This is a genomic window from Bordetella genomosp. 4, assembly GCF_002261185.1.
GTDB lineage: Bacteria > Pseudomonadota > Gammaproteobacteria > Burkholderiales > Burkholderiaceae_B > Bordetella_A.
Genome location: NZ_NEVQ01000021.1, coordinates 37,982 through 62,563, shown reverse-complemented (window position 1 = coordinate 62,563; position 24,582 = coordinate 37,982). Strand labels below are relative to the sequence as shown.

Here is a 24,582-nt window from a genome sequence, read left to right as displayed (position 1 = left end):
GCTTCATCGGAGCCCGCTTTACTCACGCGCTGGATTTGATTGCCGCCGGATGATGATCTTGCTGCTCGATCATTTTTTCGCAGTACGGGTAGCCGAACGGTGCACGACAGCGGCCCATTTCTCCAATTCGTTGGATATCACATTGTCAGTCTCGGCTGGTGACGTGGGCGTTGCTTTGGCGCCTAGCTTGGCAGCGCCGTCGCGCAGTTGAGCCAGCGCACCGGCCTTCTGCATGGCCATCGACATTTTTTCGATGGCTTGAGGCGGCGTGCCTGTCGGCGCCAGCAAGGCATAGGTCGTGGCAACGGCATAGCCCTGGACACCCTGTTCGGCGAGGGTCTTGACGTCGGGCAGGGCAGGGGCGCGTTCGGCGGTGGTGACGCCGAGAATACGGATCTTGCCGCTGGCCAATTGCGGCATCAGCGCAGGCAGCGTGTCGATCACCATATCGATCTGACCGCCGAGCAGATCGGTGACGGCCGGGCCGCTGCCGCGATAGGGGACGTGCAGGATGTCGGTGCCGGTGATCTGCTTGAACAATTCTCCAGCCATGTGCTGCGAGCTGCCGTTGCCGGCCGAACCCATCGACAGTTTGCCGGGGCGCGATTTGGCCAGGGCGATCAGCTCCTGTACGGAGTTGGCCGGTACGCTGGTGTTTACCGCCAGCGCCATCGGCATGGTGATGGCAACAGAGACCCCCTTGAAATCCTTTACGAAACTGTAGTTTTGTTTGTCGAGCAGTGAGGCGTTGATCGCGAGGCTGCCCAGCGCGCCCATGAGCACGGTGTAGCCATCGGGCGTGGCGCGTGCGACGGCCTCGGCGCCTACCTCGCCACCCGCGCCAGCTTTGTTTTCCACGACGACGGTCTGCTTGAGGAAATCACCCATGTGCTGCGCGTAGAGGCGCGCAGCGACATCGGTGGCGCCGCCGGGCGGGTAGGGGACGACCATTCGAATAGGGCGATCGGGCCAATCGGCAGCGTGGGCGGCGGGCGTCAACGGGCCGCTGATGGCAGTGGCGAGCAATAGCAACAGGGTCTTGTACATGGTGGTTTGTCTCCGATGTGTTTCTTATGGCGCAAAGTTATGTGCCTTTCTATATTTCCCAATATATAGGATATGAATCCCAAATTTGGCTTAACAAGAATCGCATGTGATGCTATTCTGGTCAAGTATTGATCGACCACCCCAGGTTATTTATGGGATTCGATGTATGAAAATCAGGATTTGAAAAGCGAAGAGGCAACATGGATCACAAGCAAGCATTGGCCGGTGTGCGTGTCATCGAGGTGTGCAACGTGGCCGCAGGACCGTTCTGCGGCATGCTGCTCGCCGATATGGGGGCCGATGTCATCAAAATCGAACATCCGGACGGCGGCGACACCCTCAGGTCGTGGCCGCCTCTCAGTGATGGATATAGCGAAAACTTCGCATCGTTAAATCGAAACAAGCGCTCGGTCACGCTCAATCTCAAGGATGCCGGCGATGCCGAACTCGCTCGCCGGTTGATCGACGAGGCTGATGTGCTGCTGGAAAACAACCGCCCTGGCGTGATGGAGCGTCTCGGTCTGGGCTACGAGGCCCTGGCGGCTCGTAATCCGCGTCTCATCTATTGCTCGATCTCTGCCTATGGCCAGACTGGGCCTCGTTCGCAAGAGGGCGGCTTTGACCTCACCATTCAGGCCATGAGCGGCATCATGAGCGTGACGGGCGAGCAAGGCGGCGCGCCCGTGAAATGCGGTGTGCCGCTGGCGGATTTCACGGCCGGGCTGTATGCGGCGACCTCGATTTCGGCTGCACTGCGCGTGGCAGAAAATACCGGAAAGGGCACGCATCTGGACGTCGCCATGCTGGGCGTGACGCTCGGCATTGCTGCGCTGCAGACCTCGGAGTATTTTGGCAGCGGCAAAGACCCACAGAAACTGGGCTCTGCGCATCCGCGCAATGCGCCGTACCAGGCATTTCGTTGCCGTGACGGATATTTCGGGATGGCTGCGGGCAACAATGCGCTGTGGCGCTCCGTGTGCGAGATCATCGGTCATCCTGAACTCGTCGAGGATCCCCGTTACGCCAATACGACGCTGCGCGCACGCAACCAGAACGAGCTGCGCGAATTTCTCGAAGCGCTCTTTGTGCAGGACGACGGCGCCAATTGGCTGCAGAAGTTCCGCGCACGCGGTGTGCCGTGCGCACCGATCAACAGCTATTCAGAGGTGCTGACAGATCCTCAGGTCGAACACATGGAATGGGTACGTCCGCTGGAGTTACCCAACGGCGTGCAGACCAAGACATTCGGCGCACCTGTGCGCATCGGCGGCGAAAGCGCGCCTATCCGCATGCGTCCGCCCAGCTTGGGAGAACACACCGACGAAATCCTGGGCGCGCTGCGCACTGCAGACAAGGTGTCGTCATGAGTGCGCTCGTCGATGTGAAATATCAGGATGGCCTGTGCCGCATCACGCTGCAACGGCCCGAAAAGATGAATGCTTTGTCGGCTGAACTGGTCGAGGGACTCATCGAGGCGGTTGACGAGGCACATGCTCGGCACAGCGAGGCTATCGTTTTTCAGGGCAACGGCAAGAATTTCAGCGCGGGCTTTGATTTTGGCGGCTACCAGGAACAGAGCGAAGGCGATTTGCTGCTGCGGTTCGTGCGCCTGGAACAGCTGCTGCAGAAGGTCGCAGCCTCGCCCGCGCTCACCCTGGCGCTGGCTCATGGCAGAAATTTCGGCGCAGGCGTGGATCTGTTCGGTGCGTGCCGATTGCGCGTGGCGGCACCGGACGCGAGTTTTCGTATGCCTGGACTGAAGTTCGGCCTGGTGCTGGGCACGCGCCGTTTTGCGGCCGTGGTGGGCGCACAGACTGCACATGACGTGCTGATTCACACTCGTACCTTTAATGCGGAGTCCGCGTTGCAGATGGGATTTGCCACGTCGCTGGCCGAGGTGAGTGAATGGGACGCGGTAGCGGCTGCTGCGCGTGTCAGCGCACGTGAGCTGAGCTCCAGTGCGCGTGAACAGCTGCACGCAGTGCTGGGAGGCAGCGAGAGCGACGCCGACCTCGCCAGCCTGGTGCGCTCGGCCGCTGCGCCAGGGCTAAAGAGCCGTATACGCGCCTACTTGAATCCATAGGCGGACATGTTGCTGCCTATGCTGCCGGCGAGCAGCGAGGCCTATCTGGAGTGAGACAAATGACATCAGGCTTTAACCAATCCGGTAAACAGATGGCGTTGGCCGAGCTGGCTGCCAAGATTTCCGACGGCGCGTCGGTGGCGCTGGGCGGCAGCTTTCTGCATCGTGGTCCATTCGCGTTCGTGCGTGAGCTGATCCGCCAGCAACGCCGAGATCTGGAGATCATCAAGCAATCCCCAGGGTATGACATCGATATTCTGTGCCGCGCGGGCGTGGCCTCGCGGGCGCGTGCAGGCATCGTCGCAATGGAAGGCAACTTCGGCCTCGCGCCGTGGTATCGCAAGGCGATCGAACGTGGCCAGCTCAAGCTCGAAGAGCATGCATGCGCCAGCTTGACTGCAGGTCTGCGTGCGGCTGCTTTCGGTGTGCCCTTTATGCCTTGCGGTGGCCTGCACGGCAGCGATCTTCCTGCGTTGAATAATTGGACATTGCTGGATGATCCGTATGGCAGCGGCGCCAGTACCTATCTGATTCCCGCCGTGAAACCGGATTTCGCGGTGCTGCAGGTTTCTGAAGTCGACCGGCTCGGTAATGCGCGTGTCTATGGCACAGCGCACTGGGATCGCATCATGTCGCGCGCGGCAGGAACGGTACTGGTGGTGGCAGAGAGGCTCGTGGAAACTGCCGTGTTCGAAGATCAGCCAGAGGCGACGCTGCTGCCTTATTTCATGGTGGAGGCGTTTACCGTGCTGCCCGGCAGCGCATGGCCGGGTTCCTGCACGCCGTACTACGACATCGATTATCCCGCGGTCGAACGCTACATGAATAAGGAAGGCTCGTTGGAGGCCCACATGGCCGAAGCCCCCGAGCTCAAGGAGACCCTGCATGTCTGAAGCATTTTCCCCGTTCGAACACGTGGTGCTGGGCCTGGCGCGATTCATCCGGCCGAATGAAATCACCTTCAGCGGTGTGAATTCCACGCCGCCGATGCTGGCGTGCCTGCTGGCCAAGCGTGCCTACGATTTCGACTTTATTTATATCAACGTCGCGGGCGGTGTTGATCCGCGGCCCGATTCGATTCCCATCTCGAGTTCCGATCCGCAGCTCGCGGCGCATACCGCATCGATTTTTTCCAACGAGGATTTCTATGATCTGTGCACGCGCGGCAAGATGGATCTCACCTTTCTAGGGGCGGCGCAGATCGATGGTGAAGGGTGCGCCAATAACTCTTGCATCGGCGATTGGCATCAGCCCAAGGTACGCCTGCCCGGTGGTGGCGGCGGTGCCGTCATGCTGCCGACCGCTCGTAGAGCCTGCACGTGGCGCACCGAGCATTCCACTCGGACTTTTGTGCAGAAGCTCGATTTTCGTACGTCGTGGGGAGGCTTTCACGGCGTTGCTACGCCGATTGCCATCTTTATCAAGCGAGACGGCAGATTGGCGTTGCAGTCTTGGCATCCGGAATCCAGCCTCGACGAGGTACGCGAGCGCACCGGGTTTGAGTTCGATGCGACAGGCGCCGAGCCCACGCCTTTCCCGACAGATGCAGAGCGTGCAGCGTTGGCGACACTCGATCCGGACGGCACATTTGAACGCGATGCCAATGTGAAGCTGCGCTGAGACGAGAGCCCCGGGGGAACAACCATGAATGCGATCTCGAGCCTGCCGCAGGTCTGGCAGTCGGTCTGGCGTGCGCCGGAATTTCAAGACCAGCTTGCGTTGGTTACCGAACAGCACAGCTGGACTTATCCGCAACTGGATCACGATGTGCGTGTGCTGGCCGGGGGGCTTCGGCGCGCCGGTGTACAGCCGGGCGACTACGTTGCATTGGCACTGGAGCGGGGCCCCGCGCAGGTGCTTATGTTGCTGGGCTGCATTGCCGCTGGCGCGTGCCCGTGCCCACTGGAGCCGCGTATTGCGGCAGAGGAAACTGCACGCCGGGTGCAGGCCGTGGAATTACGTTGGATCGTGCACGATGAGGAGAATGCGGTTTGCGCAGAGATGTCCGGGTTGCCCGACGGGCATGTGCTGCCGCTTAACGATTTGCAAGGCGCTGCTCCGTTCTGGGCGGATAATCCCGAGCCGGATCACGCCGCGTTATTGCTGTTCACTTCGGGCAGCACCGGAAAACCCAAAGGCGTGTTGCTGGCGCATCGCGGGCTGGCGCTCAACGCCCATGGAGTCATCTCGCACACGGCGCTGACATCGGCGGACGTGTTGCTTCACCTGATGCCGCTGCACCATACCAACGCCATCAATAATCAAGTCTTTGCACCGCTGGCCTGCGGTGCGACGATTGCGCTGGCCGACCGGTTTCGCGCCGAGGCCTTGCCTCATGTGTTGTCGCGCTTTCGCCCGACCATCCTCACCGGCGTGCCCACCATGTATGCACGCATGCTGCAGCAAAAGATCTCGCCAGACGCATTTGCCCGTCTGCGGCTGATGCGCTGCGGTTCGGCGCCGATTACGCCGGCGCTGCATCGCGAGATCGAGACGTTCACGGGTTGCGAATTGGTGGTCTCCTATGGTTTGTCCGAAGCGACTTGCACTTCTACGATGAATCCTCCGGGCGCACGCCGCATAGGAACCGTCGGGACAGTGCTGGCCGGTCAGCAGGTTGCCCTGCTTGATGCCGCTGGTGCGCCTGTGCCGAGAGGAGGCGAGGGCGAGATATGCATAGGCGGTGATGCGCTGATGCTGAAGTATCTGGGACACGATGGGGATGATCCAGTGCGCGATGGCTGGCTGCATACCGGCGATCTCGGCCGGTTCGATGCCGAGGGTTACCTCACTATCACTGGCCGAATCAAGGAGGTGATTATCCGGGGTGGAGAAAACATCTCGCCCAAATTGATCGAGGACGTGCTGGCATCGTTTCCTGGCGTCGCGGCATGTTGCGTAGTGGGCCAGGCCGATGATGATCTCGGTGAAGTGCCGGTGGCAGTGATTGTGACGGATCGTACTGCGTCCTCCGTCGACGAAGCGGCGTTGCGCGCCACAGTTCAGCAGCGGCTGGGGCGTATCTATGTTCCGCACAACGTGTACCGGTGTGAGGCATTGCCAGAAAATGCGGTGGGCAAGATTGATCGCAAGGCGGTCGCCAAATGGGTGGAAACACAGCGCCAGGCGGCCGTTATATCGTGAAGTTTCGACAGGTGCCGGCCATCTGTCCGTCAGGGTGCCTTGTGCCCGAGCGCTGCCGAAATGTCGGCGGCACAGGCTTTGACGTCGGAGGCCAGTTCCTTGGCTCGGCCTAACGACAGCCGGTCCAGCGGTCCCGAAATGCCTATCGCGGCCACCACATCATCCAGGGCATTGAAGATCGCCACCGCAACGCCGCCCACGCCATCTCGCCATTCTCCCCGGTTCAGGGCGTAGCCGACGCGCACTGCACGCCGCAGGTCTTCTTTCAGCAACGGCAGCGTGGTGATGGTGGCGCCCGTGTGGCGGCTCAGCGATTCTGCGTACGCGTCGAGATAGCCCTCAGGCTGATGGGCGAGCAGGGCCTTGCCTGTCGCTACGGCATACGCTGGCGCGCGGCCCCCGATCATCGAATACGCGCGGATCGGCTGAGGACTGTCGATCTTGTCGATGTAGACAACTTCGATCCCGTCGAGCACAGAAAGGTGAACAGTTTCGCCGGTGTCAGCCGCCAGCTTGCGCATGGCAGGGCCCGCGATTCTGCGCAGGTCCAGGTTACCGAGCTGACGCGCAGCGAGTTCAAACAGGCGGATGCCGCCACGGTAGCCGGTGCCTTCGTCGCGCTCGATATAGCCGGCGTGCATCAACGTCTGCAGCGTGCGGTGCGTGTTGCTGCGGGTCAAGCCTACCCGGGCCGCCAGTTCCTCGATCGTGCGCGACGGATGCTCCACGTCGGTGACGGCTTCGAGAACGGTCAGGCCTTTGAGTAGCGTCTTGTCCATGCCTATTTCCTGAATATTGGGAAAACAGGGACATTTTACACATCGTGTGTGTGTCGACCGAGGAGGCGGAGTGCTCTCGTCGGTGAGGGGAAATAGGACCTCGGAGTACGGTTGTATCGTGGGGCCAGACAATGTGTCCCATTTCATAGGAACTGAAACTCAAACTGCGGCGCATATTGAGTTTGCTCCGCATAACATCCGGAGTTATAGTTTATGCAACCTGGAGGTTGCGTAATGAATCCTACCCCTGACTACATCGAAAAGCGAATCGTCTTGCGTGCTCTTCGCGAGCGTGTGTGGCGGGCGATCACCGAGGCGAAGCAATTCGGCACCTGGTTCGGGGTCGAGTTCGATGGCGAGTTTGCCGCCGGGACTCGGCTGACCGGCCGGATTGTTCCGACACAGGTTGATCCCGAGGTCGCCAAGCTGCAGCAGCCCTACGTTGGGATTCCGTTCGAGTTCCGCATTGAGCGGATCGAACCGATGGATCTCTTTTCCTTTCGCTGGCATCCGAGCGCGACAGACGTCAACAAAGACTACTCAAACGATCCGATGACGCTCGTCGAGTTTCGTCTGCAAGACGTCGAGCAAGGTACGCTGCTCGTGATCAGAGAGTCCGGGTTCGATGCCATTCCGCTCGAGCGCCGCGCCGAGGCATTCACGGGCAACGAAGGCGGCTGGACACATCAATTGAAGCTCATCGAGAAATACCTCGATCAGTTTTCATCGTGACCCGTGCGTCTACGACTGCCGCGCAAAGGCTCATTAGTACGGCGCCAGTATTCGCCGCACTCGGAGACCCCTCGCGTCTTCGCATCGTTGCCAAACTGTGCGACGCAGGTCCGCTATCGATTGCGCTGCTCACGCAAGGCGCGAATATTTCGCGTCAGGCCGTCACGAAGCATTTGCATGCGTTGTCGGACGCAGGCTTGGTGCGCAACGAGAGAAGCGGTCGTGAAAACGTGTGGCGGCTCGAGCCTCGGGGGCTGCTGCAGGCTCAACAATATCTCGATCAGATTTCAGCGCAATGGGATCAGGCGCTCGCGAGGCTGTCAGCGTTTGTTGAGCGCGACGAGTCCTGACTGCGCGCTTTCGCGCGTCGCAAGTTCTCTATGGGCGCACCACGGACGTTTGCCTTTGAGCGTTTTCGGCCACGACTAACACCTGCAACATAACGACGTCATCTTCACCATGCCTATCAAGTTTCCAGAATCAATCGCAGACCAAGTATCAGACACGCTTTCAATTTTGGAAAAACACCTGGGCGACAAGATTCTGGCGATTCACTTGTTCGGCTCCGCGGTGGACGGTGGCTTAAAACCATCCAGCGATATCGATCTACTGATTACGGTGAGCGCTGCGCTGGATGACTCAACCAGAGCCACTTTGATGTCCGATCTGTTATCGGTGTCGGCTTTCCCGTGTACCGATGCTGCACTTCGAGCGCTAGAGGTGACCATACTGGCCCAAGCAGACGTGAAACCCTGGCGATATCCGGCACAGCGGCAAATGCAATTCGGTGAATGGCTACGTGAGGATATCAAGGCTGGTGTTATCGAGCCGGCGATGATGGACCACGACCTGGCGATCTTGTTGACCAAGGTGCGGCGGCATAGCGTGCCCCTGTACGGTCCCGCGGCCCAGGAATTTTTCGACGAAATCCCTCTGCGCGATGTGCAGCGTTCGCTATCAGACACCTTGGCGCTCTGGAACACCGAGGCAGATTGGGAGGGCGATGAAAGAAACATTGTCCTGGCCTTGGTCCGCATTTGGTACACAGCGATGACGGGAGATATCGCATCGAAAGATGCCGCAGCTGACTGGGCCCTACAGCGTTTGCCAATCGAGCACCAGAAAATCGTCATGGCTGCGAGAGATGCATACCTCGGATCAGGGACAGATAATCTCGCCGCCTATCCACGAGAGCGCGCAGAATTGCTGAACCACATCCGTTCTAGCGTGAGAGCGAAATTGCAATAGAGGGAGTGACGGGGGCAAATAGGCACGCCGCTTGCTGCGCTGTACTCCCAGCCATAAACGGAGACAGCCATGCAATCATCAAAGCATAACGGCCCGCCGCACCACAGGCAGCCTGCGACGCCCGAACCCGGTAGCGAGTCGCAGGTAGATATTGCGTCTCGCGTGCAGGGTGGCCTGAAGAAATCGAACGAGCAACGCGAGCCTGAAAAGCGGACATCCCCCACTGGCCACAAGGCGACGGAGTTCGACGGTTCACCAAACCCCCGAGCAGACGAAGACTCCGGCGTCTTCAAGCCCGCCGACGAGACGCCAGCCGTGATGCCCAAGCGTAGTGGGCCAAAGAACCCGGAGTGACGCGTGGACATCTCATCTGCTGCTGATGCATCCGATCGCCGTGTGCGCCGCGCCGGTTACCTTCTGGGATTTGCCATGGGGGGCTTTTTCGACGGCATTCTGCTGCACCAGATCCTGCAGTGGCATCATCTGCTGTCTGCCATCCAGACAGGAATCCTGGGAGACTTGCGCGTGCAGGTGGCAGTCGATGGCGTGTTCCATGCGCTGATGTATGTGCTGGCCGCCGCCGGTTTGTGGGTCCTGTTCCGGCTGCGTGGCAGCTCACCGGCAGTATCGCTTCGTTCGCTATGGCCGGCATTCTGGATGGGGTTCGGTGCCTGGCATATCGTCGATGCCGTGTTCTCTCATTGGGTCACCGGGATCCACCGCATCCGAATGGATTCCAATATGCCGCTGTTCTGGGACGTCGCATGGCTGGTGGTTTTTGGATTAGTGCCGTTCTTCTTCGGTTGGCGCGGCCGTTTCAACGGAGGCGGATCAATGGGGGCGGGCCGTGTAGCCATTGGTTTACTGATCGTCGTGTTGGGCGGGGCGGCCGCGGCCAATCTATTTCCCTTGCGCGGTGACAATGGCACGACGGTGGTGGCGCTGCGCCCAAATGCCTCGGCCGCAGACTTGCTGCAAGCCTTGGACGGAACCGACGCTCGCATCGTTTGGACGGACCGTGCTGGCGGCGTGTGGGTGGTCCGGAATCTATCGTTCCGACAGAGCTTCGCGTTATACGGATCCGGTGCGCTCTACGTTAGCGGGACAACCGCGCCAGCGGGCTGCTCGGTGTGGTTGCAAACGACGGGCCAAAGGCCCGCATTCTCGACACAGCGGCAGGCTGCGCCGATCTAATTTCCAGGCCTGTTCTCTGCTGGGTACTGGCAATACCGGTATTTCGAATTGTCTTGTTGCGATAGCGGACAGCTACAACAATGCTGCCTGTCGTACGCTACAGGACTACCGCATGCGGATTTCTTTTTTGCACGGGATTTGCCTGAACCGTCATTTCGACGGGCGTTGGCGTTGCTCCACGGTTTGAAGGCTCTGTCTGCGGTATTTTGCCGAACCGGCGGACCGCTGAAAAAAAAGCGCCCGGCAATAGCCGGGCGCGTATGACATTACGTCGCGTCTTTGTAGCGATTGCGCAGATTACGGATCTGATCGTGGTTGCGTAATACACCTTGATACTGACGCTCAACGAGGGCGCGGATTTCCTCCGGCAGCGCTTCTTTCAGCGCGTCGTTGTACTGGGCTTTTGCGACATCTTCTCCGCGCTCGCATTCCTCGAGGATGGAGAGGTCGCTGCGGCCAGTGACGGCGGCTTTTAGGTTCGTCCATCCGCGATGCATAGCGCCGGCCACCGTGCCGCTGTCTTCGGGCTTGCCGCCCAGTTGAACGACGACGGTTTGCAACTCGGCAGCGCCGGATGCGCAATCGCGCGCACGATCCCTGAATAGCGTTTGCAGTTCGGGGTTTTTAGTGTCCTCGGCAGCGGCGGTAAAGCCTTTTTCGCCGTTCTTGGAAGTTTCAATAAGGTTGTTCAGTACCTTGACGACATGATCGGCCATGCTTTTCTCCATAACGGTTAACACACCCAGGGCGAAACGCCCCACTTGCCGTTATGGCTCAGCAAGTACTGTGCCTGAGCTGCTTCAGTGCAAAGAATTCCAGAGATTGATCGTCGCGTAACTGCGCCACGGACGCCATCCGTTTGCGAGCTCGACGATCTGCTTTGGTGTACGCGGCGTCAGAGCCTTTTTCACGCCGTAATCAGTCGGCAAAAATGCGTCGGGCCACGCCATTGCGCGCATCGCAATGTATTGCGCGGTCCACGGTCCGATGCCAGGCAGTGCCAACAGTTTCTCGATCTCTTGTTCGGGCTGCGCGTCCGCGCCGAAGTCGATCTCGCTTTCGGCCAGCGCTCGCGCGAGCGCGAGAATCGTCCTGGCGCGAGTGCGTATGATGCCAAGCGGGCCGAGATGGCTCTCGATATCTCCGTCCAGGGACAGTATGCGTTCCGGCGCAGGAAAGGCGTGGGACAAGCCTGCGATGCCCGTCTGAACCGGCGTGCCGTACTGATTCACCACGCGGCTTGCCAACGTGCGCGCCGCGCTCACAGTGATTTGCTGTCCAAGCACCGCCCGCACTGCCATTTCAAAAGAGTCAAAACAGCCTGGCAACCGCGTTCCCAGCACCTGTAGTCCCGGCGCCAAGTCGTTCATCACGCGCAGTCCTTCATCGACGGCCACTGGATCGCAATCGAGGTCAAAGAGATGGCGCACACGCGCCAACACTTGCGGCAGAACGGGCTGTAGTGAAGCTGAGGCTTCGACATTGAGTGCCTGTTCCCGCGACAGATGGCTCACGCGTATCCATCCCGAGTGCATTTTTCCGTCGAGCCCCGTCAACGCTACAGCACGGCCGTAGGTATTCGACTCGATACTCTCTATGCCAGGGATGGCGCGCGCCGACAGAAACGCCAATATGGCGTCCCATTGATAGGGCGGACGGTAGTCCAACGCGTGGTTGACTTGCTCCATGGCATTGCGATGTCGCCTCATGCGATGCCTATTTCCGGTATCCCAGTTTCCGCGAAATTTCGTTTGCACAAGCCAGCAACGGCTTCGCAATGGCTCCGTCCCATGCCACATCGAATAATCCCGATGGTCCCAGGCACGTCAACGCCAACGTCACGTTCCCTGTGTTATCAAACACGGGTACTGACAACGCGTCTACCCCCGGCAATGGATTGCCAATCGCGCGCGCCATCCCGTGCACGCGGATGTCCGCCAAGCGCGCCTCTACATCGGCATAGCTCACTTTGCGAGGCGGCTGTTGGCCGGCGATGACAGCGGTGTCGCCTGCTTCACGCTGGATATAGTGTTCGGCGACTTTGGGCGGCAGCCATGCGGCGAACACCAATCCCGTTGCCGTGTGCAGCATGGACATGACCGTGCCTTTGCGCATGTTCACATGCACTGGATAACTGGCCTCGGTCATATGAATCATCGTGGGACCATGCGAGCCCAGTACTGCAATACCCAAGGTATGCCCGATACTCGATTGCAATTCAGCAATCTCGGGCAAGGCAACGCGCACCGGATCCAATCGCTGCAAACTGACCAGCCCCATTTGCAGCGCAAAAGGCCCTAATTCATATTGGCCAGTAATTCCATCCTGCTGTACCAGACCGACACGAGTGAAACTGACTAAATACGGATGCGCTTTCGCTGAGGTCATCCCTGCCGCTGCAGCCAGATCGCGCAAAGTCAGAGGCTTGCCGGCATCCACCAACGCAGCCAGCAAGGGAAAGCCGACCTCTACTGATTGAATGCTCCGCCGCCCATCGTTAGGCTTGGCCGCCGCCGTCATGCTTGCTGCCCCTGTGCTTCGCGAGCTTGCAACAGACGCTCAGCCATTTCCACGAACCCGCCGCCTCCGTGACGCGACGCCACGTAGGCCGGCTGATGCGTCAACCGATGCAACAGCGCCTGTATGTTGGCGACGCCGACGGAAATCGGAAAAAACTGGAACATGGGCTCGTCGTTGGGCGAGTCCCCGATAAACAAGCAGTCAGACAGGACTTGATCAATATTCAGGTCGAGTTCGCGTTCGAACAAGGTCCGCGTCATGTTGAGTTTGTTGTAGTCCCCGAACCAGCCATTGACGTGAATCGAGCTCACCTTGGCCTGCGCGCCGGCTGCTTCGAAAATGCTCACGATCCGGCTGATTGCCTCATCCGGCAAGGCAGGCACGTCTTCGCAAAAATCAATCGCCAGGTCGGCCACTCGGTAATCCTGATCGCTGGCAACTGCCGTGCCCGGCACCTCGCGCAGTACCCGGTCACGAATCGCATTGAGCTGTTCGCGATTGGCCGCGCGAGTCTGCGCATCGGCCCAATAATGGCTTTTCATACGGCGCGCGGCGCGATCATAGGCGTAATAAAACGCGCCGTTCTCGCCCACGACGGCCCGCACCGGCCACATGCGGGCGATGTGATCGCACCAGCCTGCCGGACGGCCCGTGATCGGGATGACCTGAATCCCGGCGGCGTCCAGACGCTCCAGGGCATGATAGGCCTCGGCGGGCAGACGGCCTTCGGTGGTCAGGGTGTCGTCGATATCGGTCAGTACGATCTGAACGGCTGCGGCAACGGAGGCGGGGAGGGACGCAAGGTCTTGCATGGCTGTTTTGTCTGGTTTCTGATGAGTTTTTCTGACCGCAGTGTACCGTTCGGGGACGCGCTCGGGCAGGTGGCCGGATCCAGGGCAGGGCTTTTGTCACGGGGGCTGGCCCCAGCAGGCCGCAAGGGCAGGTAAAATCACGTTTTTCCCCAGCCGGTTTCCCTGACGTCATGTCCGCCCCGCTTGCCTCCGTTTCCCCTGACGCCGCACCCGAATCCTTCGGTATTGCGTCTGTCGCAGAGATCATCGCCGAGCTGCGCGCCGGCCGCATTGTCATCCTGGTCGACGAAGAAGACCGTGAAAACGAGGGTGACCTGGTCATGGCGGCCGAATTTGTAACGCCCGAGGCGATCAATTTCATGGTCACCCATGGGCGCGGGCTGGTCTGTCTGACACTGACCGAAGAGCGCTGCCGCCAACTCGAGCTGCCGCTGATGGCCAGCCGCAACGGCACGCGATACGGCACGAATTTCACCCAATCCATCGAGGCTGCTGTCGGCGTGGAAACCGGGATTTCGGCTGCTGACCGGGCCCGCACCATCCAGGTCGCCGTGGCGCGTGACGCCAAACCCGCCGATCTGGTGCAACCGGGCCACATTTTCCCGGTGCGTGCCGTGCCCGGCGGCGTATTGGTGCGCGCGGGCCATACCGAGGCCGGTTGCGACCTGACCGCCATGGCCGGCCTGACGCCTGCCGCCGTCATCTGCGAGATCCTCAACCCTGATGGCACGATGGCGCGTCTGCCTGATCTGGTTCAGTTCGCTCGCCAGCACAATCTGAAAATCGGCACAATTGCCGATCTGATCCAATACCGCAGCGAGCACGAGTCCGTGGTCAAGCGCGTCGGCGAGCGCACCATGCAGACCGCTTGGGGCGAATTCCGCGCAGTGGCCTACCAGGATACCGCCAGCGGCTCGGCCCATCTGGCCCTGGTGCACGGCGATATCGATCCGCAGCGTGAAACCCTAGTGCGCGTGCACGAGCCCGCGTCCATTCTCGATGCCCTGGATACCGGCAGCACGCCTCACAGCTGGGGCGTGGGCCGTGCGTTGCAAGCCATCGCCAAGACGCCCGCTGGCGTCGTGGTCTTGATGAATTGCCAATCCTCTACCGAACACCTGTTCCAACAAATCGCGGGTTGGGCCGGCAACGCCCAGCAAACCAGCACCGATGGCGGCGATCGCTACGGGTTGCGCACCTATGGTATCGGCGCCCAGATCCTGCGTGATCTGAACGTCGGCCAGATGCGTTTGCTGGCGCGTCCGCGCAAAATGCCCAGCATGGCCGGCTTTTCGCTGACCGTTACGGGTTACGATTGCGACCCTTCAACCCCCGCCACTTCACAAGGCTGACACATGAATCCTTACATCCTTACCCCTGATCTGAATGGCGAAGGGCTGCACATCGGTATCGTGCGCGCTCGCTTTAACGAGGAAATCGGCCAGGCCGAGCTCGACGCTTGCCTGCAGCAATTGGCCGAGCAGGGCGTGGACGAGCGCGACATCATGGTCGCGACGGTGCCTGGCGCGCTCGAGCTGGGCGTTGCGTTGTCGCACATGGCCGAAACATTCGAGTTCGACGCATTGATCGCCCTGGGCGCGGTCATTCGCGGCGAAACCTATCATTTTGAAGTCGTCAGCAACGAAATGGCTACCGCCATTTCCCGCATTTCTCTGGAAACTGGCATCCCCGTGGCCAATGGCGTTTTGACCGTCGACACCGACGAGCAGGCACAGGCCCGTGCGGCTGGCAAGGGCCGCGATTGCGCCCTGGTCGCCGTGGAAATGGCCAACCTGGTCGCGGCGCTGGAGCCCGAAGAGGACGACGAGGACGAAGACGAGGAAGAAGATTTTGACAACGAATAAACCGACCGCCGCGGATAGCGCTGCCCAGGCACGCGCCAACGCCCGCAGCGCCCGCCGTCGCGCCCGTGAGTTTGCTTTACAAGGCGTGTATGCGTGGCTGCTGCGTGGCGGCGAAGGCACGCAGGACGCCGGCGAGATCGACGCACACCTGCGCGATGCTGACGATTTTTCCGAGGCGGACGCACAGTGGTTCAAGACCTTGCTGCACGGCGTGTTTCGCGAGGCGCCCAGCTTGCGCGAGCGTTTTACGCCGTATATCGACCGTCCGTTGAGCGAGCTGTCGCCGGTCGAACACGGTATTTTGCTGATCGGCAGCTTCGAGCTGGTGCATCACGTCGAGGTCCCCTACAAGGTCGCCATCAACGAGGCCGTCGAGTTGGCCAAGTCGTTCGGCGGCACGGACGGCTTCAAGTTCGTCAACGGCGTGCTCGATAAGCTCGCCGCCGACGTGCGCACCACCGAAGTCCAGGCCGCAGCCGCTCAGCGCCGCTGAGCGTAGGAGGCTGACCCGGCGGCGGTTGCGGCCGCCCCAAGGCGAAACACTGCCCTTGGGGGGGTAGCAACCCATAGGGGCAGCGTGGGGGGCATTTCTCTTTGTCGTCTGAATTCGATCTGATTGCGCGTTACTTCACTCGACCCGCGCCTGCGGGCCTGCTTGGGGTGGGCGACGACTGCGCGTTGTTTCCTGTGCCTGCGGGAATGCACATCGCGACCAGCACCGATTTGTTGATCGAGGGTCGGCATTTTTTTCCCGATGTCGATCCACGGGCGCTAGGCCACAAATCGCTGGCAGTGAACCTCTCAGATCTGGCGGCAATGGGCGCCCGTCCTGTCGGTTGTGTCCTCGGATTGGCATTGCCCCAGGCGAACGAGCCCTGGCTGGCGGCGTTTGCGCAGGGTTTCCACGCGCTCGCCGATATGCATGGCTGCCCCTTGATCGGGGGCGATACGACCCGCAGCCCGCACGATCTGGCGATCAGCGTGACGATCTTTGGCGCGGTTGCCGCCGATCGTGCCCTACGCCGCGATGCGGCGCAGGTGGGCGATGAAATCTGGGTATCCGGTACGTTGGGCGCTGCGGATGTTGCGTACCGCCTGCTGGATGGTCATTTGCCCGCGGATGCCACTTTGTTGGCCGCAACGCGCCGGGCGCTCGAATGGCCCGAGCCTCGTGTTGCCTTAGGGCAGGGCCTGCTTGGCGTAGCCCATGCAGCGATCGATATTTCCGACGGCCTATTACAAGACTTGGGGCACATCCTGTCCGCAAGCCGGGTGGGGGCGCAATTACATTACGATGCGATGCCAGTGGCGCCTGCCTTGCATGGCATGCCTCCCGCCGCTCTGACGCAAGCCGTACTGGGCGGAGGCGATGTTTACGAATTATGTTTTACGGCGGCAGCGGACCAACATGACCAGGTCCTCAGCGCTGCGGCGCGCGCGGGCGCAGCCGTGACGAGAGTGGGCCATATCACCCAGACCCCTGGTGTGGTGGTGCTGGGTGCAGATGGCCAACCATTGTCGGCACTACCGCGCGGTTTTGATCATTTTCCGGTGTCTTGAATCATGCTCGATGCTTCTTCTGATTCGTCGTCCAAGACCATGCGCGACCGCACGCGGGTAGCCTATCCCTCGGCGCGTTGGGTCATGAGCGATCCAGGCAGGCTGATTGCCTTTGGCCTGGGCAGTGGCTTGTTGCGTCCCGCGTCGGGTACGTGGGGCACGTTATTGGCGTGGTTGATTTGGGCCGTCGCTGCGGGGGCAGCCTCGGATCTGGCCATGAGCATATTCCTGGCCCTGGCATTTCTCTATGGATGCTGGGCCTGCCATCGCGTGGGCCGCGAGTTGCAAGTCGGCGATCACGTCGGTATTGTCTGGGACGAGATGGTCGCGTTCTGGCTGGTCTTGTGGCTCACGCCCGACACCTTTTATGCGCAACTGCTCGCTTTTGGCTTGTTCCGTTTGTTCGACATTGCCAAGCCGCCGCCCATCAAATACTTTGATTCGAAGATCAAAGGCGGCTTTGGCGTGATGTGGGATGACATTGTCGCGGCCGCCTATGCGTTGCTTGTCATGGCAATTGTCGTGCGTTTGGGAGCCTTTGCATGAGTACCACCCCCCACAAGCCCGTGCCCGGTCTGGCGCCTGCCTCGCTTTCTCACGCCCAGGCTTTGGGCTTGGCCGAACGCCTGGGCGCTGCCTTGCAGCGCCGCGGCTGGCTGATGGGCACAGCAGAATCCTGCACCGGCGGCTTGTTGGCGGGGGCGATTACGTCGGTGGCGGGCTCCAGCGAATGGTTCGAGCGCGGGTTCGTGACTTATAGCAATGCGGCCAAAGTCGCCGAGATCAGCGTGTCTCCCGATACGCTCGATCGTTATGGCGCGGTCAGCGAAGCCACCGCGCTGGAGATGGCCAATGGCGTGTTGCTGGCGACGCCGAACGCGCACATTGCCGCCTCGACCACGGGCATCGCCGGGCCGGGCGGCGCTACGCCGGGCAAGCCGGTCGGTATGGTGTGCTTTGGTTTTGCCATGCGGGGTACCGATGGCATTACGTCGCGTGCGCTGACGGAGGTATTCCCCGGCGACCGGGCTCAGGTCAGGCAGGCTTCGGTGGTCTATGCCCTGCGGGGGCTATTGGAATTAATTGGCGAGCCGGTGAATCGCAGCCGGCCCTGACTCGGGCCGGCATTACGTCCCGGCGACAAGCCGCATCTCTAGCGATGCCTATGCTGCGGCCTGGGCTAGCAGATCAATCAACGCACCGCGTTCACCGCATCACGCAGATCGCGCGCTGCTTTGGCGGCGGCATCACGCCAATCATCGCCGCCGCTCGCGTACAAAATTGCCCGCGACGAGTTGATCATCATCCCGGTTCCCGCCGCGTTGCGGCCCGCGTTGACGGTAGCGGTGATGTCACCGCCTTGCGCCCCGATCCCCGGCACCAACAAGGGCACTGCATCGCCAATGCGCTGGCGCACCGATGCCAGTTCATTGGGGAACGTCGCGCCCACGACGAGGCCGCATTGGCCGCCGGCATTCCATTTGTCCGCCACCAGGCCGGCGACATGCAGATACAGCGGTTCGCCATTGTCGAGCTTTAAAAACTGCAGATCCGAGCCGCCAGGGTTCGAAGTGCGGCACAACACGATCACGCCGCGATCTTTCCACGCCAGATAAGGCTCGATCGAGTCCAGCCCCATATACGGGCTCACCGTCAACGCGTGCGCGCCATAACGTTCATAAGCCTCGCGCGCATAGTTCTCGGCTGTCGAGCCGATGTCGCCGCGTTTGGCGTCCAATACGATCGGCAAGCCTGGATGCTTGTCACGGATATGAGCGCACAATGCCTCGAGCTGGTCCTCGGCGCGGTTCGCCGCAAAGTACGCAATCTGCGGCTTGAAGCTGCATGCATACGGCGCGGTGGCGTCGACGATGTCGCGGCAAAACTGGAAAATCGCATCCGGCTTGCCGTCGAGTTCGCGCGGCAGGCGCTGAGGATCAGGGTCCAGGCCGACTTGCAGCAGGGTGTTGCCGGTGGCCCAGGCTTGTTCGAGTTGTTGAATAAAGGTCATTAGTCGCGTCGAAAAATCTCAGCAGTCATGCCGTAGAAAGAAAGGAGCCGTCAGTGTAGTTTGACGCGCGGATGCGTACGGCGCAGCAACAAGCGTGCCAGCGCCAGCGTCCCCGTGCGCCAGATGCCCAGCACTGCATGGTGATGCATCAGGTGCAGGCTCATGTACATCAGGCGCGCCAGTGTACCGCTGACAAACAATCCGCGTCCGGCGAGCTTGCCCATCAAACTGCCTACGCCTGCATCCTGCCCCAGCGATACCAGCGAGCCATGGTCGTGATAGACATAAGGTTTTGTCGGCTCATCGGTGTTGCGGATACGGGCGGTGAGCTTGTCCATCAGATAGCTGGCCTCTTGATGCGCGGCCTGCGCACGGGCGGGCACCGTGCGGCCATCCTCGCCCATGGGCACGGCGCAGCAATCGCCCAGCGCCAGAATATTCGGATCAGGTGATTCCAGTTGGCCGTTGACGATCAGTTGGCCAATGCGGTTCAGCGGCAAATCGAGTGTCTTCATCAAGGGCAGGCCTTGAATTCCGGCGGCCCACATACACAGGCCTGCCGCAAACTCGCGGCCGTCGGCGGTCTTGATGCTGTCGGGGGTGACCTCGGCCACACGGCAATTGGTTTCCACCCGGATGCCCAATTCCGTCAGGCGTTTGAGGGCGGCGTTGGAAATTTTTTCCGGCAGCGCCGACAAAATGCGCGGGGCACCCTCGACCAGGGTGATGACCAGATCCCGATCTGCGCGGAAATTCGGCAAACCATAGGCGGCCACAATACCGCCAGCCTCGCGCAGCTCGACAGCCAGTTCGACGCCGGTCGCGCCGCCACCCACGATCACCACATTCAATTCGGCTGACGGATCGTTGACCTTGGCCTGATCAACCTGGACCATGGCCTTGAGCATGGTCAGACGAAAGGCTTCGGCATTCTCGGTCGAGTCCAGCGTCACCGCGTATTCCGCGGCGCCGGGGGTGTTGAAAAAGTTCGATTCGCTGCCGAGCGCCAGCACCAGAGTGTCGTAGGGCAGTTCACGCTCGGGCAGTACGACTTCGCCCACTGCATCCCGTACTTCTGCGACATTGACGGTCCGGCGTTCGCGGTCCACGCCTTGGACAGCGCCTAGTGCGAAAGTGAATCCGCACAAGTTGGCCAACATCAGGTACGACAGGCCCTCTTGGTATATATCCAGCGTTCCCGCGGCGGCCTCATGCAACGACGGTTTCCAGATGTGGATAGGCCGGCTGTCGACCAGGGTGACGTGTCTGGGGCCATGCTTGCGGCCGAGCTTTGCAGCCAGCTCCAGGCCGCCGGCGCCGCCGCCGACGATAATGACATGATGAGGTTGGCCTGATGCCGGCCTGGCGGGTGCTTGATCCATAGCGGCCAGTATAAGGTGTGCCGCTCGAAATCGCGTCGAAATTTCGGTCTTATAAAAGACTACAAGTTCTCTAAGTTATTGATTGAAAACGTATTGTGCAATGCAAAAAGTGTTGCAAATACATCCGTCCCCATCTACATGACAAAGCGGCTGATCGCCACCCCCACCCACACGGCGACCGTGAACAACAGCATCAGCATGACCGCTGCGCTACCCAGGTCTTTGGCGCGCCCCAGTAAGGGATGGGTTTCGACTGACAAGGCATCGGCGAGGGCTTCGACGGCGGAGTTCAGCAATTCCACTACCAGTACCAGGATCACCGACGCGATCAGGATAAAGACCTCGTCTGTGCTGCGCCCCAGGAAAAATGCCGCCGGAATCAACAGTATCGCCAGTGCCAGTTCCTGGCGGAATGCAGCTTCGTATTTGAAGGCGGCATGCAGGCCCTGCAGCGAATAGCGCAACGCGTTCAACACGCGGCGCAGGCCGCCCGTGCTTTTGTAGGGCGAGGGGTGCGGAGTGTGGGACATGAATTCAGCAAGTAGAAAAGAGGCGCGTCGTTTTTAACAGATTCGCGTTGCGCGCGTCAGGCGAATTGCCAATCTGGGCCTAGCGGAAACCCTAATTGTGAGGCTTATGCATCTGGGCGCAAGATGCGAAACAAATTGGTCAGGCCACTTTACCTCCTAGCCGGTCGTCATGCCCTTTCAACCCATTGAGCCTCGTCGTCTGTACCGTCAGATCGCCGACCAGATCCGTCTGCTGATCCAAGGCGGTGAATTCCCGGTGGGCGCGCGCCTGCCGCCAGAGCGGGACCTGGCGATCAAGTTGGGCGTATCGCGGCCGTCTGTCCGTGAGGCTCTGATCGCGCTGGAGGTCGAGGGTCTGGTCGAGGTCCGCATGGGCTCGGGCATCTATGTGCACAGCAGTCACGCCGCCGATAGCGTCGTGGCCGAAAGCCCGCTGGAAACCATCCGGGCTCGTCAGTTGGTCGAAGGCGAGCTGGCGGCACAGGCAGCCGAATTAGCCCAGCCAGCCCAAGTCGCCGGATTGCGCGAAGCGCTGCACGCCATGCAGACAGAGGCCGCGGCTGGACAGATACCCATCCAGGGCGATCGGCTGTTTCATTTGCGTATTGCCGAGATCAGCAACAACTCCGTGTTGCTGCGCGTGGTGGGCGATTTGTTCGACGAACGCCACAACCCCTTGTCGGTCAAGCTCGGCGACTATTTTGAAAACCCCTCGAGTTGGAAGGCCGCGATCTCGGAACATGGCTTGGTAGTCGACGCCATTGCGGCCGGTGATGCGGCACGTGCGCGCGAGGCCATGCGGCATCATCTGTCTTGCTCGCATGATCGTCTGACCGCCAACTGGGCGCCCGCGCCCGACAAGGTAAAAACATGACCCTGGCCTGTAAGATCCACGGCGCGCGCGACCTGCGTCTCGAACATGATGATGAGTGCGTGCTTGCGCCGCATGAGGTCGAGTTGCGGCTGGGCGCAGCAGGAATTTGCGGCTCTGACCTGCACTATTACCTGCATGGACGTGTCGGCGCTTTTGTCATACGCGAGCCCTTGATCCCTGGCCACGAGGCGTCAGGCGTCGTGCTGCGCGTAGGTGACGCTGTGACGCGCGTACAGCCCGGCATGAAGGTCGCCATCAATCCGTCGCATCCCTGTGGACAGTGCGATTACTGCCGCGCCGGACGCGACAACTTGTGCCGCAACATGCGTTTTCTGGGCAGCGCCAGCATCTATCCGCATGTGCAGGGCATGTTCCGCGAGCGCTTTGTCATGGGCGAGCGCCAGTTGACCCCTGTGCACGAAGACATCTCGTTGGGTGAGTTGGCCTGTGCCGAACCGCTGTCCATCGGCTTGCATGGCGTGAATCGCGCCGGCGCACTATTGGGCAAAACCGTGCTGGTCACCGGCGGCGGCACCATCGGCTGTATGACCGTGATTGCGGCTCGACTAGCCGGCGCAGCGCATGTGATCGTGACGGATGTTGCAGACCGTCCGCTGCAGATGGCCGGTCAGGTCGGCGCCGACGAGACCATCCGGTCCGATCAGGCCGACACTGCCGCCCTGGCGGATATCGCCGACGTGTCTATTGAGGCCGCCGGCAATCCCGCCGCGCTTGACACCTGCTTGCGCGCAACGCGCCGCGGCGGCCGTATTGTGCAGGTGGGCACGCTGCCCGCTGAAGGGATCGCCTTTCCCGCCAACAACATCATGGCGCGCGAGCTGGATTACGTCGGCGCATTCCGCGCTGGTATCGAATTCGATTGGGCGGTGTCGTTCTTGCGTTCGCGCCGGGTCGATGTACGGCCGTTGATGAGCGCGCAATTGCCGCTCGATCGTGCTGTGGAAGCTTTTGAATTGGCGGCCGACCGCCAGCGTAGTACCAAGGTGCAACTCGTATGTGAACCCTGACCACCACCAAAGGCAACGGCAAACATAAAAACTCCGCTGTCGCCTGCTTAATCGCAAGAGAGGAGACAAGAATGACGCAAGGTAACGCTCTCAAGGTACTGCTAGCCGCGGCCGCACTGGCTGCATCGGGTAGCGCATGGGCCCAGACCACGCTGAAATGGGCGCACGTGTATGAGACCTCCGAGCCGTTCCACACCAGTTCGGTATGGGCGGCGAAAGAAATCGAGAAACGCACCAACGGCCGCTATCACATCGATGTGTATCCAGCCTCGCAACTGGGCAAGGAAAACGACATCAATCAAGGCCTGACGCTGGGTACGGTCGACATGATCATCTCCGGCTCGAGCTTTGCCGCCAAGAGTTTTCCGCGCATCGGCGTGACGTATTACCCCTATACCTTCCGTAATCCCGAGCATCTGCTGGCCTACACCAAGAGCGATATCTACAAGACGCTGACCAAGGGCTACGAAGAAAAAAGCCGCAACCACATTGTGGCGACCACGTATTACGGCACACGGCATTCCACCTCGAATCGTCCTTTCTCCACTTGCGAGGAAATGAAGGGCCTGAAAATGCGTGTGCCTGATGTGCCGGCCTACTTGGCTATGCCGCGCGCCTGCGGCGTGAATACGTCGCCCATCGCCTTTGCCGAGGTCTATCTGGCATTGCAGAACGGTACGGTAGAGGCGCAGGAAAACCCGTTGACCACCATCGAAGCCAAGAAGTTTTTCGAGGTGCAAAAGAACATCATCCTGACCGGACATATTGTTGATCACTTGAATACGGTGATTTCCGGAAAGCTGTGGAAGAGCCTGTCCGAAGAAGACCGCAAGATTTTCGCCGAGGTCGCGCAAGAAGCTGCCGCCAAGGCCTCGCTCGAAGTCATCGCGCGTGAAAAAGAACTGGTCGATGTGTTCCGCAAAAAAGGGTTGACCGTGACCGAGGTCGATACCGCCGCCTATCGCGATACGGTGCTCAAGAAGGTTCCGTTCGAACAATACGGCTACGAAAAAGCTGATTGGGAAGCGATCCAGGCCATCAAGTAACTGCCCACTGACGGGGCCGTACGGCGGCCCCGGTTGGTACACGCCACGGTACATAACCAGCAGAGGGAAAACATGCACGTCAATACTGGAGCCGGGCCGAGCGCCATGGCTCAATACCGCAACGACGGCCAACGTGCTGCGACGGCACAGCACGAATCGTCCGTTGAATCGATTGTCCACAGCTTCGAAGAAGCCGACCAGAACCAAAAGGTCGATCTCTCGCATTACGCGTTCGAAGACTGGCTCTGTCTGGTCCTGTTCTGGATCATGGGATGCCTGGTTTTTCTGCAGTTCTTTACGCGTTACGTGATGAACGATTCCTTCGCGTGGACCGAAGAGCTCGCTGTCTATGCGTTGATCGGCGTTGTTTTTATTGGGTCGGCCATGTGCGTGCGCGCCTGCCGCCATATTCAGGTCGATTTTCTCTATCGCTACTTGCCTAAAGGGGTGGCGCGGGCGTTGTCCACGGTGATCGACATCGTGCGTACGGTGTTCTTCGGCTACGCCGTGTGGCTGGTGTATCGCTACATCGAACTCGTGGGGGTAGAACCCATGACCACGATCATGTGGAACAAGAGCTATGTGTACTGGCTGGCAGAGGCCGGTTTCGTGATGATGTTTGTGCGCTCCATACAGGTCAGCGTGCAGAACTGGCGCCAGGGATATTCCTCTCTGGATAATCCCGCCGCTTATCAAAGTCTGGACTGACCTGACGCGCAAAGGAGCC

The 24,582-nt window shown here is 60.4% G+C and carries 29 protein-coding genes; 20 read left to right on the top strand and 9 right to left on the bottom strand.

From position 1 onward, the window contains the following. Positions 1-69: 69 nt before the first annotated feature. Positions 70-1,047 carry a Bug family tripartite tricarboxylate transporter substrate binding protein gene (locus CAL20_RS20560; protein ID WP_094838837.1) on the bottom strand — a complete coding sequence of 326 codons (978 nt, stop codon included), beginning with the start codon at positions 1,045-1,047 and terminating at the stop codon, positions 70-72. Between the two features lie 200 nt (positions 1,048-1,247). On the opposite strand from CAL20_RS20560, the gene CAL20_RS20555 reads away from it, so the two are divergent. From CAL20_RS20555 to CAL20_RS20535, 5 genes are read left to right on the top strand one after another with little or no spacing between them, the layout of a single operon-like run. Then, positions 1,248-2,414 (top strand): CaiB/BaiF CoA transferase family protein, encoded by a 1,167-nt coding sequence (locus CAL20_RS20555; RefSeq protein WP_094822940.1) that lies wholly within the window; start codon positions 1,248-1,250, stop codon positions 2,412-2,414. Continuing rightward, a complete protein-coding gene (locus CAL20_RS20550; RefSeq protein WP_094838836.1) occupies positions 2,411-3,130 on the top strand; it encodes an enoyl-CoA hydratase/isomerase family protein in 720 nt (239 codons plus the stop codon). Before CAL20_RS20555 ends, CAL20_RS20550 begins: the two co-directional genes overlap by 4 nt. Positions 3,131-3,189: 59 nt before the next feature. Beyond that, positions 3,190-4,023, top strand: coding sequence for a CoA transferase subunit A (locus CAL20_RS20545; RefSeq protein WP_094838835.1), 834 nt, complete (start codon positions 3,190-3,192; stop codon positions 4,021-4,023). After that, the gene (locus tag CAL20_RS20540; protein ID WP_094838834.1) at positions 4,016-4,750 is read left to right on the top strand and encodes a CoA-transferase subunit beta; all 735 of its coding nucleotides are present in this window, start codon (positions 4,016-4,018) and stop codon (positions 4,748-4,750) included. The genes CAL20_RS20545 and CAL20_RS20540 overlap by 8 nt, the downstream gene beginning before the upstream one ends. A 24-nt stretch (positions 4,751-4,774) precedes the next feature. Then, positions 4,775-6,274, top strand: coding sequence for a class I adenylate-forming enzyme family protein (locus CAL20_RS20535; RefSeq protein WP_094838833.1), 1,500 nt, complete (start codon positions 4,775-4,777; stop codon positions 6,272-6,274). Between the two features lie 29 nt (positions 6,275-6,303). Here the strand turns inward: CAL20_RS20535 and CAL20_RS20530 are convergent, their stop codons facing one another. After that, on the bottom strand, positions 6,304-7,053 hold the full coding sequence (locus CAL20_RS20530) for an IclR family transcriptional regulator (RefSeq protein ID WP_094838832.1): 750 nt from the start codon (positions 7,051-7,053) through the stop codon (positions 6,304-6,306). A gap of 234 nt (positions 7,054-7,287) precedes the next feature. Here CAL20_RS20530 and CAL20_RS20525 point away from each other — a divergent pair, with 234 nt between their 5' ends. From CAL20_RS20525 to CAL20_RS20505, 5 genes are all read left to right on the top strand, one after another. Beyond that, a complete protein-coding gene (locus CAL20_RS20525) occupies positions 7,288-7,785 on the top strand; it encodes an SRPBCC family protein (RefSeq protein ID WP_094838831.1) in 498 nt (165 codons plus the stop codon). Beyond that, complete coding sequence (locus tag CAL20_RS20520; protein ID WP_094838830.1) at positions 7,782-8,135, top strand: ArsR/SmtB family transcription factor; 354 nt, start codon at positions 7,782-7,784, stop codon at positions 8,133-8,135. Before CAL20_RS20525 ends, CAL20_RS20520 begins: the two co-directional genes overlap by 4 nt. A 109-nt stretch (positions 8,136-8,244) precedes the next feature. Beyond that, complete coding sequence (locus CAL20_RS20515) at positions 8,245-9,033, top strand: AadA family aminoglycoside 3''-O-nucleotidyltransferase (RefSeq protein ID WP_094838829.1); 789 nt, start codon at positions 8,245-8,247, stop codon at positions 9,031-9,033. A gap of 69 nt (positions 9,034-9,102) precedes the next feature. Continuing rightward, a complete protein-coding gene (locus CAL20_RS20510; RefSeq protein WP_094838828.1) occupies positions 9,103-9,387 on the top strand; it encodes a hypothetical protein in 285 nt (94 codons plus the stop codon). Positions 9,388-9,390: 3 nt separating this feature from the next. Next, positions 9,391-10,227: a DUF2243 domain-containing protein gene (locus tag CAL20_RS20505; protein WP_094838827.1), complete on the top strand. Its 837-nt coding sequence runs from the start codon at positions 9,391-9,393 to the stop codon at positions 10,225-10,227. Positions 10,228-10,493: 266 nt separating this feature from the next. On the opposite strand, the gene CAL20_RS20500 is transcribed toward CAL20_RS20505, so the two are convergent. The 4 genes from CAL20_RS20500 to CAL20_RS20485 form a co-directional block, all read right to left on the bottom strand. Further along, complete coding sequence (locus tag CAL20_RS20500) at positions 10,494-10,943, bottom strand: PA2169 family four-helix-bundle protein (RefSeq protein WP_094822931.1); 450 nt, start codon at positions 10,941-10,943, stop codon at positions 10,494-10,496. Between the two features lie 84 nt (positions 10,944-11,027). After that, positions 11,028-11,936, bottom strand: a complete 909-nt coding sequence (locus CAL20_RS20495; RefSeq protein WP_254924297.1) for an AlkA N-terminal domain-containing protein — start codon at positions 11,934-11,936, stop codon at positions 11,028-11,030. A 7-nt stretch (positions 11,937-11,943) separates the two neighbouring features. Next, the gene (locus tag CAL20_RS20490; protein ID WP_094822929.1) at positions 11,944-12,747 is read right to left on the bottom strand and encodes an IclR family transcriptional regulator; all 804 of its coding nucleotides are present in this window, start codon (positions 12,745-12,747) and stop codon (positions 11,944-11,946) included. Then, positions 12,744-13,559: an HAD-IIB family hydrolase gene (locus tag CAL20_RS20485; protein ID WP_094838826.1), complete on the bottom strand. Its 816-nt coding sequence runs from the start codon at positions 13,557-13,559 to the stop codon at positions 12,744-12,746. Before CAL20_RS20485 ends, CAL20_RS20490 begins: the two co-directional genes overlap by 4 nt. A gap of 170 nt (positions 13,560-13,729) precedes the next feature. On the opposite strand from CAL20_RS20485, the gene ribBA reads away from it, so the two are divergent. The 6 genes from ribBA (at position 13,730) to CAL20_RS20455 (ending at position 18,099) form a co-directional block, all read left to right on the top strand. After that, positions 13,730-14,911: a bifunctional 3,4-dihydroxy-2-butanone-4-phosphate synthase/GTP cyclohydrolase II gene (ribBA, locus tag CAL20_RS20480; protein ID WP_094822927.1), complete on the top strand. Its 1,182-nt coding sequence runs from the start codon at positions 13,730-13,732 to the stop codon at positions 14,909-14,911. A 3-nt stretch (positions 14,912-14,914) separates the two neighbouring features. Then, entirely contained in the window at positions 14,915-15,424 is a 510-nt protein-coding gene (gene ribH, locus CAL20_RS20475) for a 6,7-dimethyl-8-ribityllumazine synthase (RefSeq protein WP_094822926.1), read from the top strand. Further along, positions 15,411-15,917: a transcription antitermination factor NusB gene (nusB, locus tag CAL20_RS20470; protein ID WP_094822925.1), complete on the top strand. Its 507-nt coding sequence runs from the start codon at positions 15,411-15,413 to the stop codon at positions 15,915-15,917. The genes ribH and nusB overlap by 14 nt, the downstream gene beginning before the upstream one ends. Before the next feature lie 101 nt (positions 15,918-16,018). Further along, on the top strand, positions 16,019-16,984 hold the full coding sequence (gene thiL / locus CAL20_RS20465; RefSeq protein ID WP_094838825.1) for a thiamine-phosphate kinase: 966 nt from the start codon (positions 16,019-16,021) through the stop codon (positions 16,982-16,984). 39 nt (positions 16,985-17,023) lie between these two features. Continuing rightward, entirely contained in the window at positions 17,024-17,530 is a 507-nt protein-coding gene (locus CAL20_RS20460; RefSeq protein ID WP_094838940.1) for a phosphatidylglycerophosphatase A family protein, read from the top strand. After that, entirely contained in the window at positions 17,527-18,099 is a 573-nt protein-coding gene (locus CAL20_RS20455) for a CinA family protein (protein WP_094838824.1), read from the top strand. The genes CAL20_RS20460 and CAL20_RS20455 overlap by 4 nt, the downstream gene beginning before the upstream one ends. A 77-nt stretch (positions 18,100-18,176) precedes the next feature. Here the strand turns inward: CAL20_RS20455 and pyrF are convergent, their stop codons facing one another. The 3 genes from pyrF to CAL20_RS20440 all read right to left on the bottom strand — a co-directional run bounded on the left by pyrF (position 18,177) and on the right by CAL20_RS20440 (position 20,907). Then, entirely contained in the window at positions 18,177-18,995 is an 819-nt protein-coding gene (gene pyrF / locus CAL20_RS20450) for an orotidine-5'-phosphate decarboxylase (protein WP_094822922.1), read from the bottom strand. A gap of 50 nt (positions 18,996-19,045) precedes the next feature. Further along, positions 19,046-20,377, bottom strand: coding sequence for an NAD(P)/FAD-dependent oxidoreductase (locus CAL20_RS20445; protein WP_094838823.1), 1,332 nt, complete (start codon positions 20,375-20,377; stop codon positions 19,046-19,048). Positions 20,378-20,511: 134 nt separating this feature from the next. Then, complete coding sequence (locus CAL20_RS20440; RefSeq protein WP_094822920.1) at positions 20,512-20,907, bottom strand: diacylglycerol kinase; 396 nt, start codon at positions 20,905-20,907, stop codon at positions 20,512-20,514. Positions 20,908-21,076: 169 nt separating this feature from the next. On the opposite strand from CAL20_RS20440, the gene CAL20_RS20435 reads away from it, so the two are divergent. The 4 genes from CAL20_RS20435 to CAL20_RS20420 all read left to right on the top strand — a co-directional run bounded on the left by CAL20_RS20435 (position 21,077) and on the right by CAL20_RS20420 (position 24,563). Beyond that, on the top strand, positions 21,077-21,781 hold the full coding sequence (locus CAL20_RS20435; RefSeq protein WP_094838822.1) for a FadR/GntR family transcriptional regulator: 705 nt from the start codon (positions 21,077-21,079) through the stop codon (positions 21,779-21,781). Next, positions 21,778-22,809, top strand: a complete 1,032-nt coding sequence (locus CAL20_RS20430; RefSeq protein ID WP_094838821.1) for an L-idonate 5-dehydrogenase — start codon at positions 21,778-21,780, stop codon at positions 22,807-22,809. Before CAL20_RS20435 ends, CAL20_RS20430 begins: the two co-directional genes overlap by 4 nt. Positions 22,810-22,880: 71 nt before the next feature. Next, positions 22,881-23,855 carry a sialic acid TRAP transporter substrate-binding protein SiaP gene (locus CAL20_RS20425; protein ID WP_094838820.1) on the top strand — a complete coding sequence of 325 codons (975 nt, stop codon included), beginning with the start codon at positions 22,881-22,883 and terminating at the stop codon, positions 23,853-23,855. Between the two features lie 72 nt (positions 23,856-23,927). Further along, positions 23,928-24,563: a TRAP transporter small permease gene (locus CAL20_RS20420; protein WP_094822916.1), complete on the top strand. Its 636-nt coding sequence runs from the start codon at positions 23,928-23,930 to the stop codon at positions 24,561-24,563. The last annotated feature ends 19 nt before the right edge of the window (positions 24,564-24,582 follow it).

Bases quoted from the DNA above. Each gene is read 5' to 3' on its own strand.
- CAL20_RS20560 (WP_094838837.1), bottom strand. From the start codon at position 1,047: ATGTACAAGACCCTGTTGCTATTGCTCGCCACTGCCATCAGCGGCCCG.
- CAL20_RS20555 (WP_094822940.1), top strand. From the start codon at position 1,248: ATGGATCACAAGCAAGCATTGGCCGGTGTGCGTGTCATCGAGGTGTGC.
- CAL20_RS20550 (WP_094838836.1), top strand. From the start codon at position 2,411: ATGAGTGCGCTCGTCGATGTGAAATATCAGGATGGCCTGTGCCGCATC.
- CAL20_RS20545 (WP_094838835.1), top strand. From the start codon at position 3,190: ATGACATCAGGCTTTAACCAATCCGGTAAACAGATGGCGTTGGCCGAG.
- CAL20_RS20540 (WP_094838834.1), top strand. From the start codon at position 4,016: ATGTCTGAAGCATTTTCCCCGTTCGAACACGTGGTGCTGGGCCTGGCG.
- CAL20_RS20535 (WP_094838833.1), top strand. From the start codon at position 4,775: ATGAATGCGATCTCGAGCCTGCCGCAGGTCTGGCAGTCGGTCTGGCGT.
- CAL20_RS20530 (WP_094838832.1), bottom strand. From the start codon at position 7,053: ATGGACAAGACGCTACTCAAAGGCCTGACCGTTCTCGAAGCCGTCACC.
- CAL20_RS20525 (WP_094838831.1), top strand. From the start codon at position 7,288: ATGAATCCTACCCCTGACTACATCGAAAAGCGAATCGTCTTGCGTGCT.
- CAL20_RS20515 (WP_094838829.1), top strand. From the start codon at position 8,245: ATGCCTATCAAGTTTCCAGAATCAATCGCAGACCAAGTATCAGACACG.
- CAL20_RS20510 (WP_094838828.1), top strand. From the start codon at position 9,103: ATGCAATCATCAAAGCATAACGGCCCGCCGCACCACAGGCAGCCTGCG.
- CAL20_RS20500 (WP_094822931.1), bottom strand. From the start codon at position 10,943: ATGGCCGATCATGTCGTCAAGGTACTGAACAACCTTATTGAAACTTCC.
- CAL20_RS20495 (WP_254924297.1), bottom strand. From the start codon at position 11,936: ATGAGGCGACATCGCAATGCCATGGAGCAAGTCAACCACGCGTTGGAC.
- CAL20_RS20490 (WP_094822929.1), bottom strand. From the start codon at position 12,747: ATGACGGCGGCGGCCAAGCCTAACGATGGGCGGCGGAGCATTCAATCA.
- CAL20_RS20485 (WP_094838826.1), bottom strand. From the start codon at position 13,559: ATGCAAGACCTTGCGTCCCTCCCCGCCTCCGTTGCCGCAGCCGTTCAG.
- ribBA (WP_094822927.1), top strand. From the start codon at position 13,730: ATGTCCGCCCCGCTTGCCTCCGTTTCCCCTGACGCCGCACCCGAATCC.
- ribH (WP_094822926.1), top strand. From the start codon at position 14,915: ATGAATCCTTACATCCTTACCCCTGATCTGAATGGCGAAGGGCTGCAC.
- CAL20_RS20460 (WP_094838940.1), top strand. From the start codon at position 17,024: ATGCGCGACCGCACGCGGGTAGCCTATCCCTCGGCGCGTTGGGTCATG.
- CAL20_RS20455 (WP_094838824.1), top strand. From the start codon at position 17,527: ATGAGTACCACCCCCCACAAGCCCGTGCCCGGTCTGGCGCCTGCCTCG.
- pyrF (WP_094822922.1), bottom strand. From the start codon at position 18,995: ATGACCTTTATTCAACAACTCGAACAAGCCTGGGCCACCGGCAACACC.
- CAL20_RS20445 (WP_094838823.1), bottom strand. From the start codon at position 20,377: ATGGATCAAGCACCCGCCAGGCCGGCATCAGGCCAACCTCATCATGTC.
- CAL20_RS20440 (WP_094822920.1), bottom strand. From the start codon at position 20,907: ATGTCCCACACTCCGCACCCCTCGCCCTACAAAAGCACGGGCGGCCTG.
- CAL20_RS20435 (WP_094838822.1), top strand. From the start codon at position 21,077: ATGCCCTTTCAACCCATTGAGCCTCGTCGTCTGTACCGTCAGATCGCC.
- CAL20_RS20430 (WP_094838821.1), top strand. From the start codon at position 21,778: ATGACCCTGGCCTGTAAGATCCACGGCGCGCGCGACCTGCGTCTCGAA.
- CAL20_RS20425 (WP_094838820.1), top strand. From the start codon at position 22,881: ATGACGCAAGGTAACGCTCTCAAGGTACTGCTAGCCGCGGCCGCACTG.
- CAL20_RS20420 (WP_094822916.1), top strand. From the start codon at position 23,928: ATGCACGTCAATACTGGAGCCGGGCCGAGCGCCATGGCTCAATACCGC.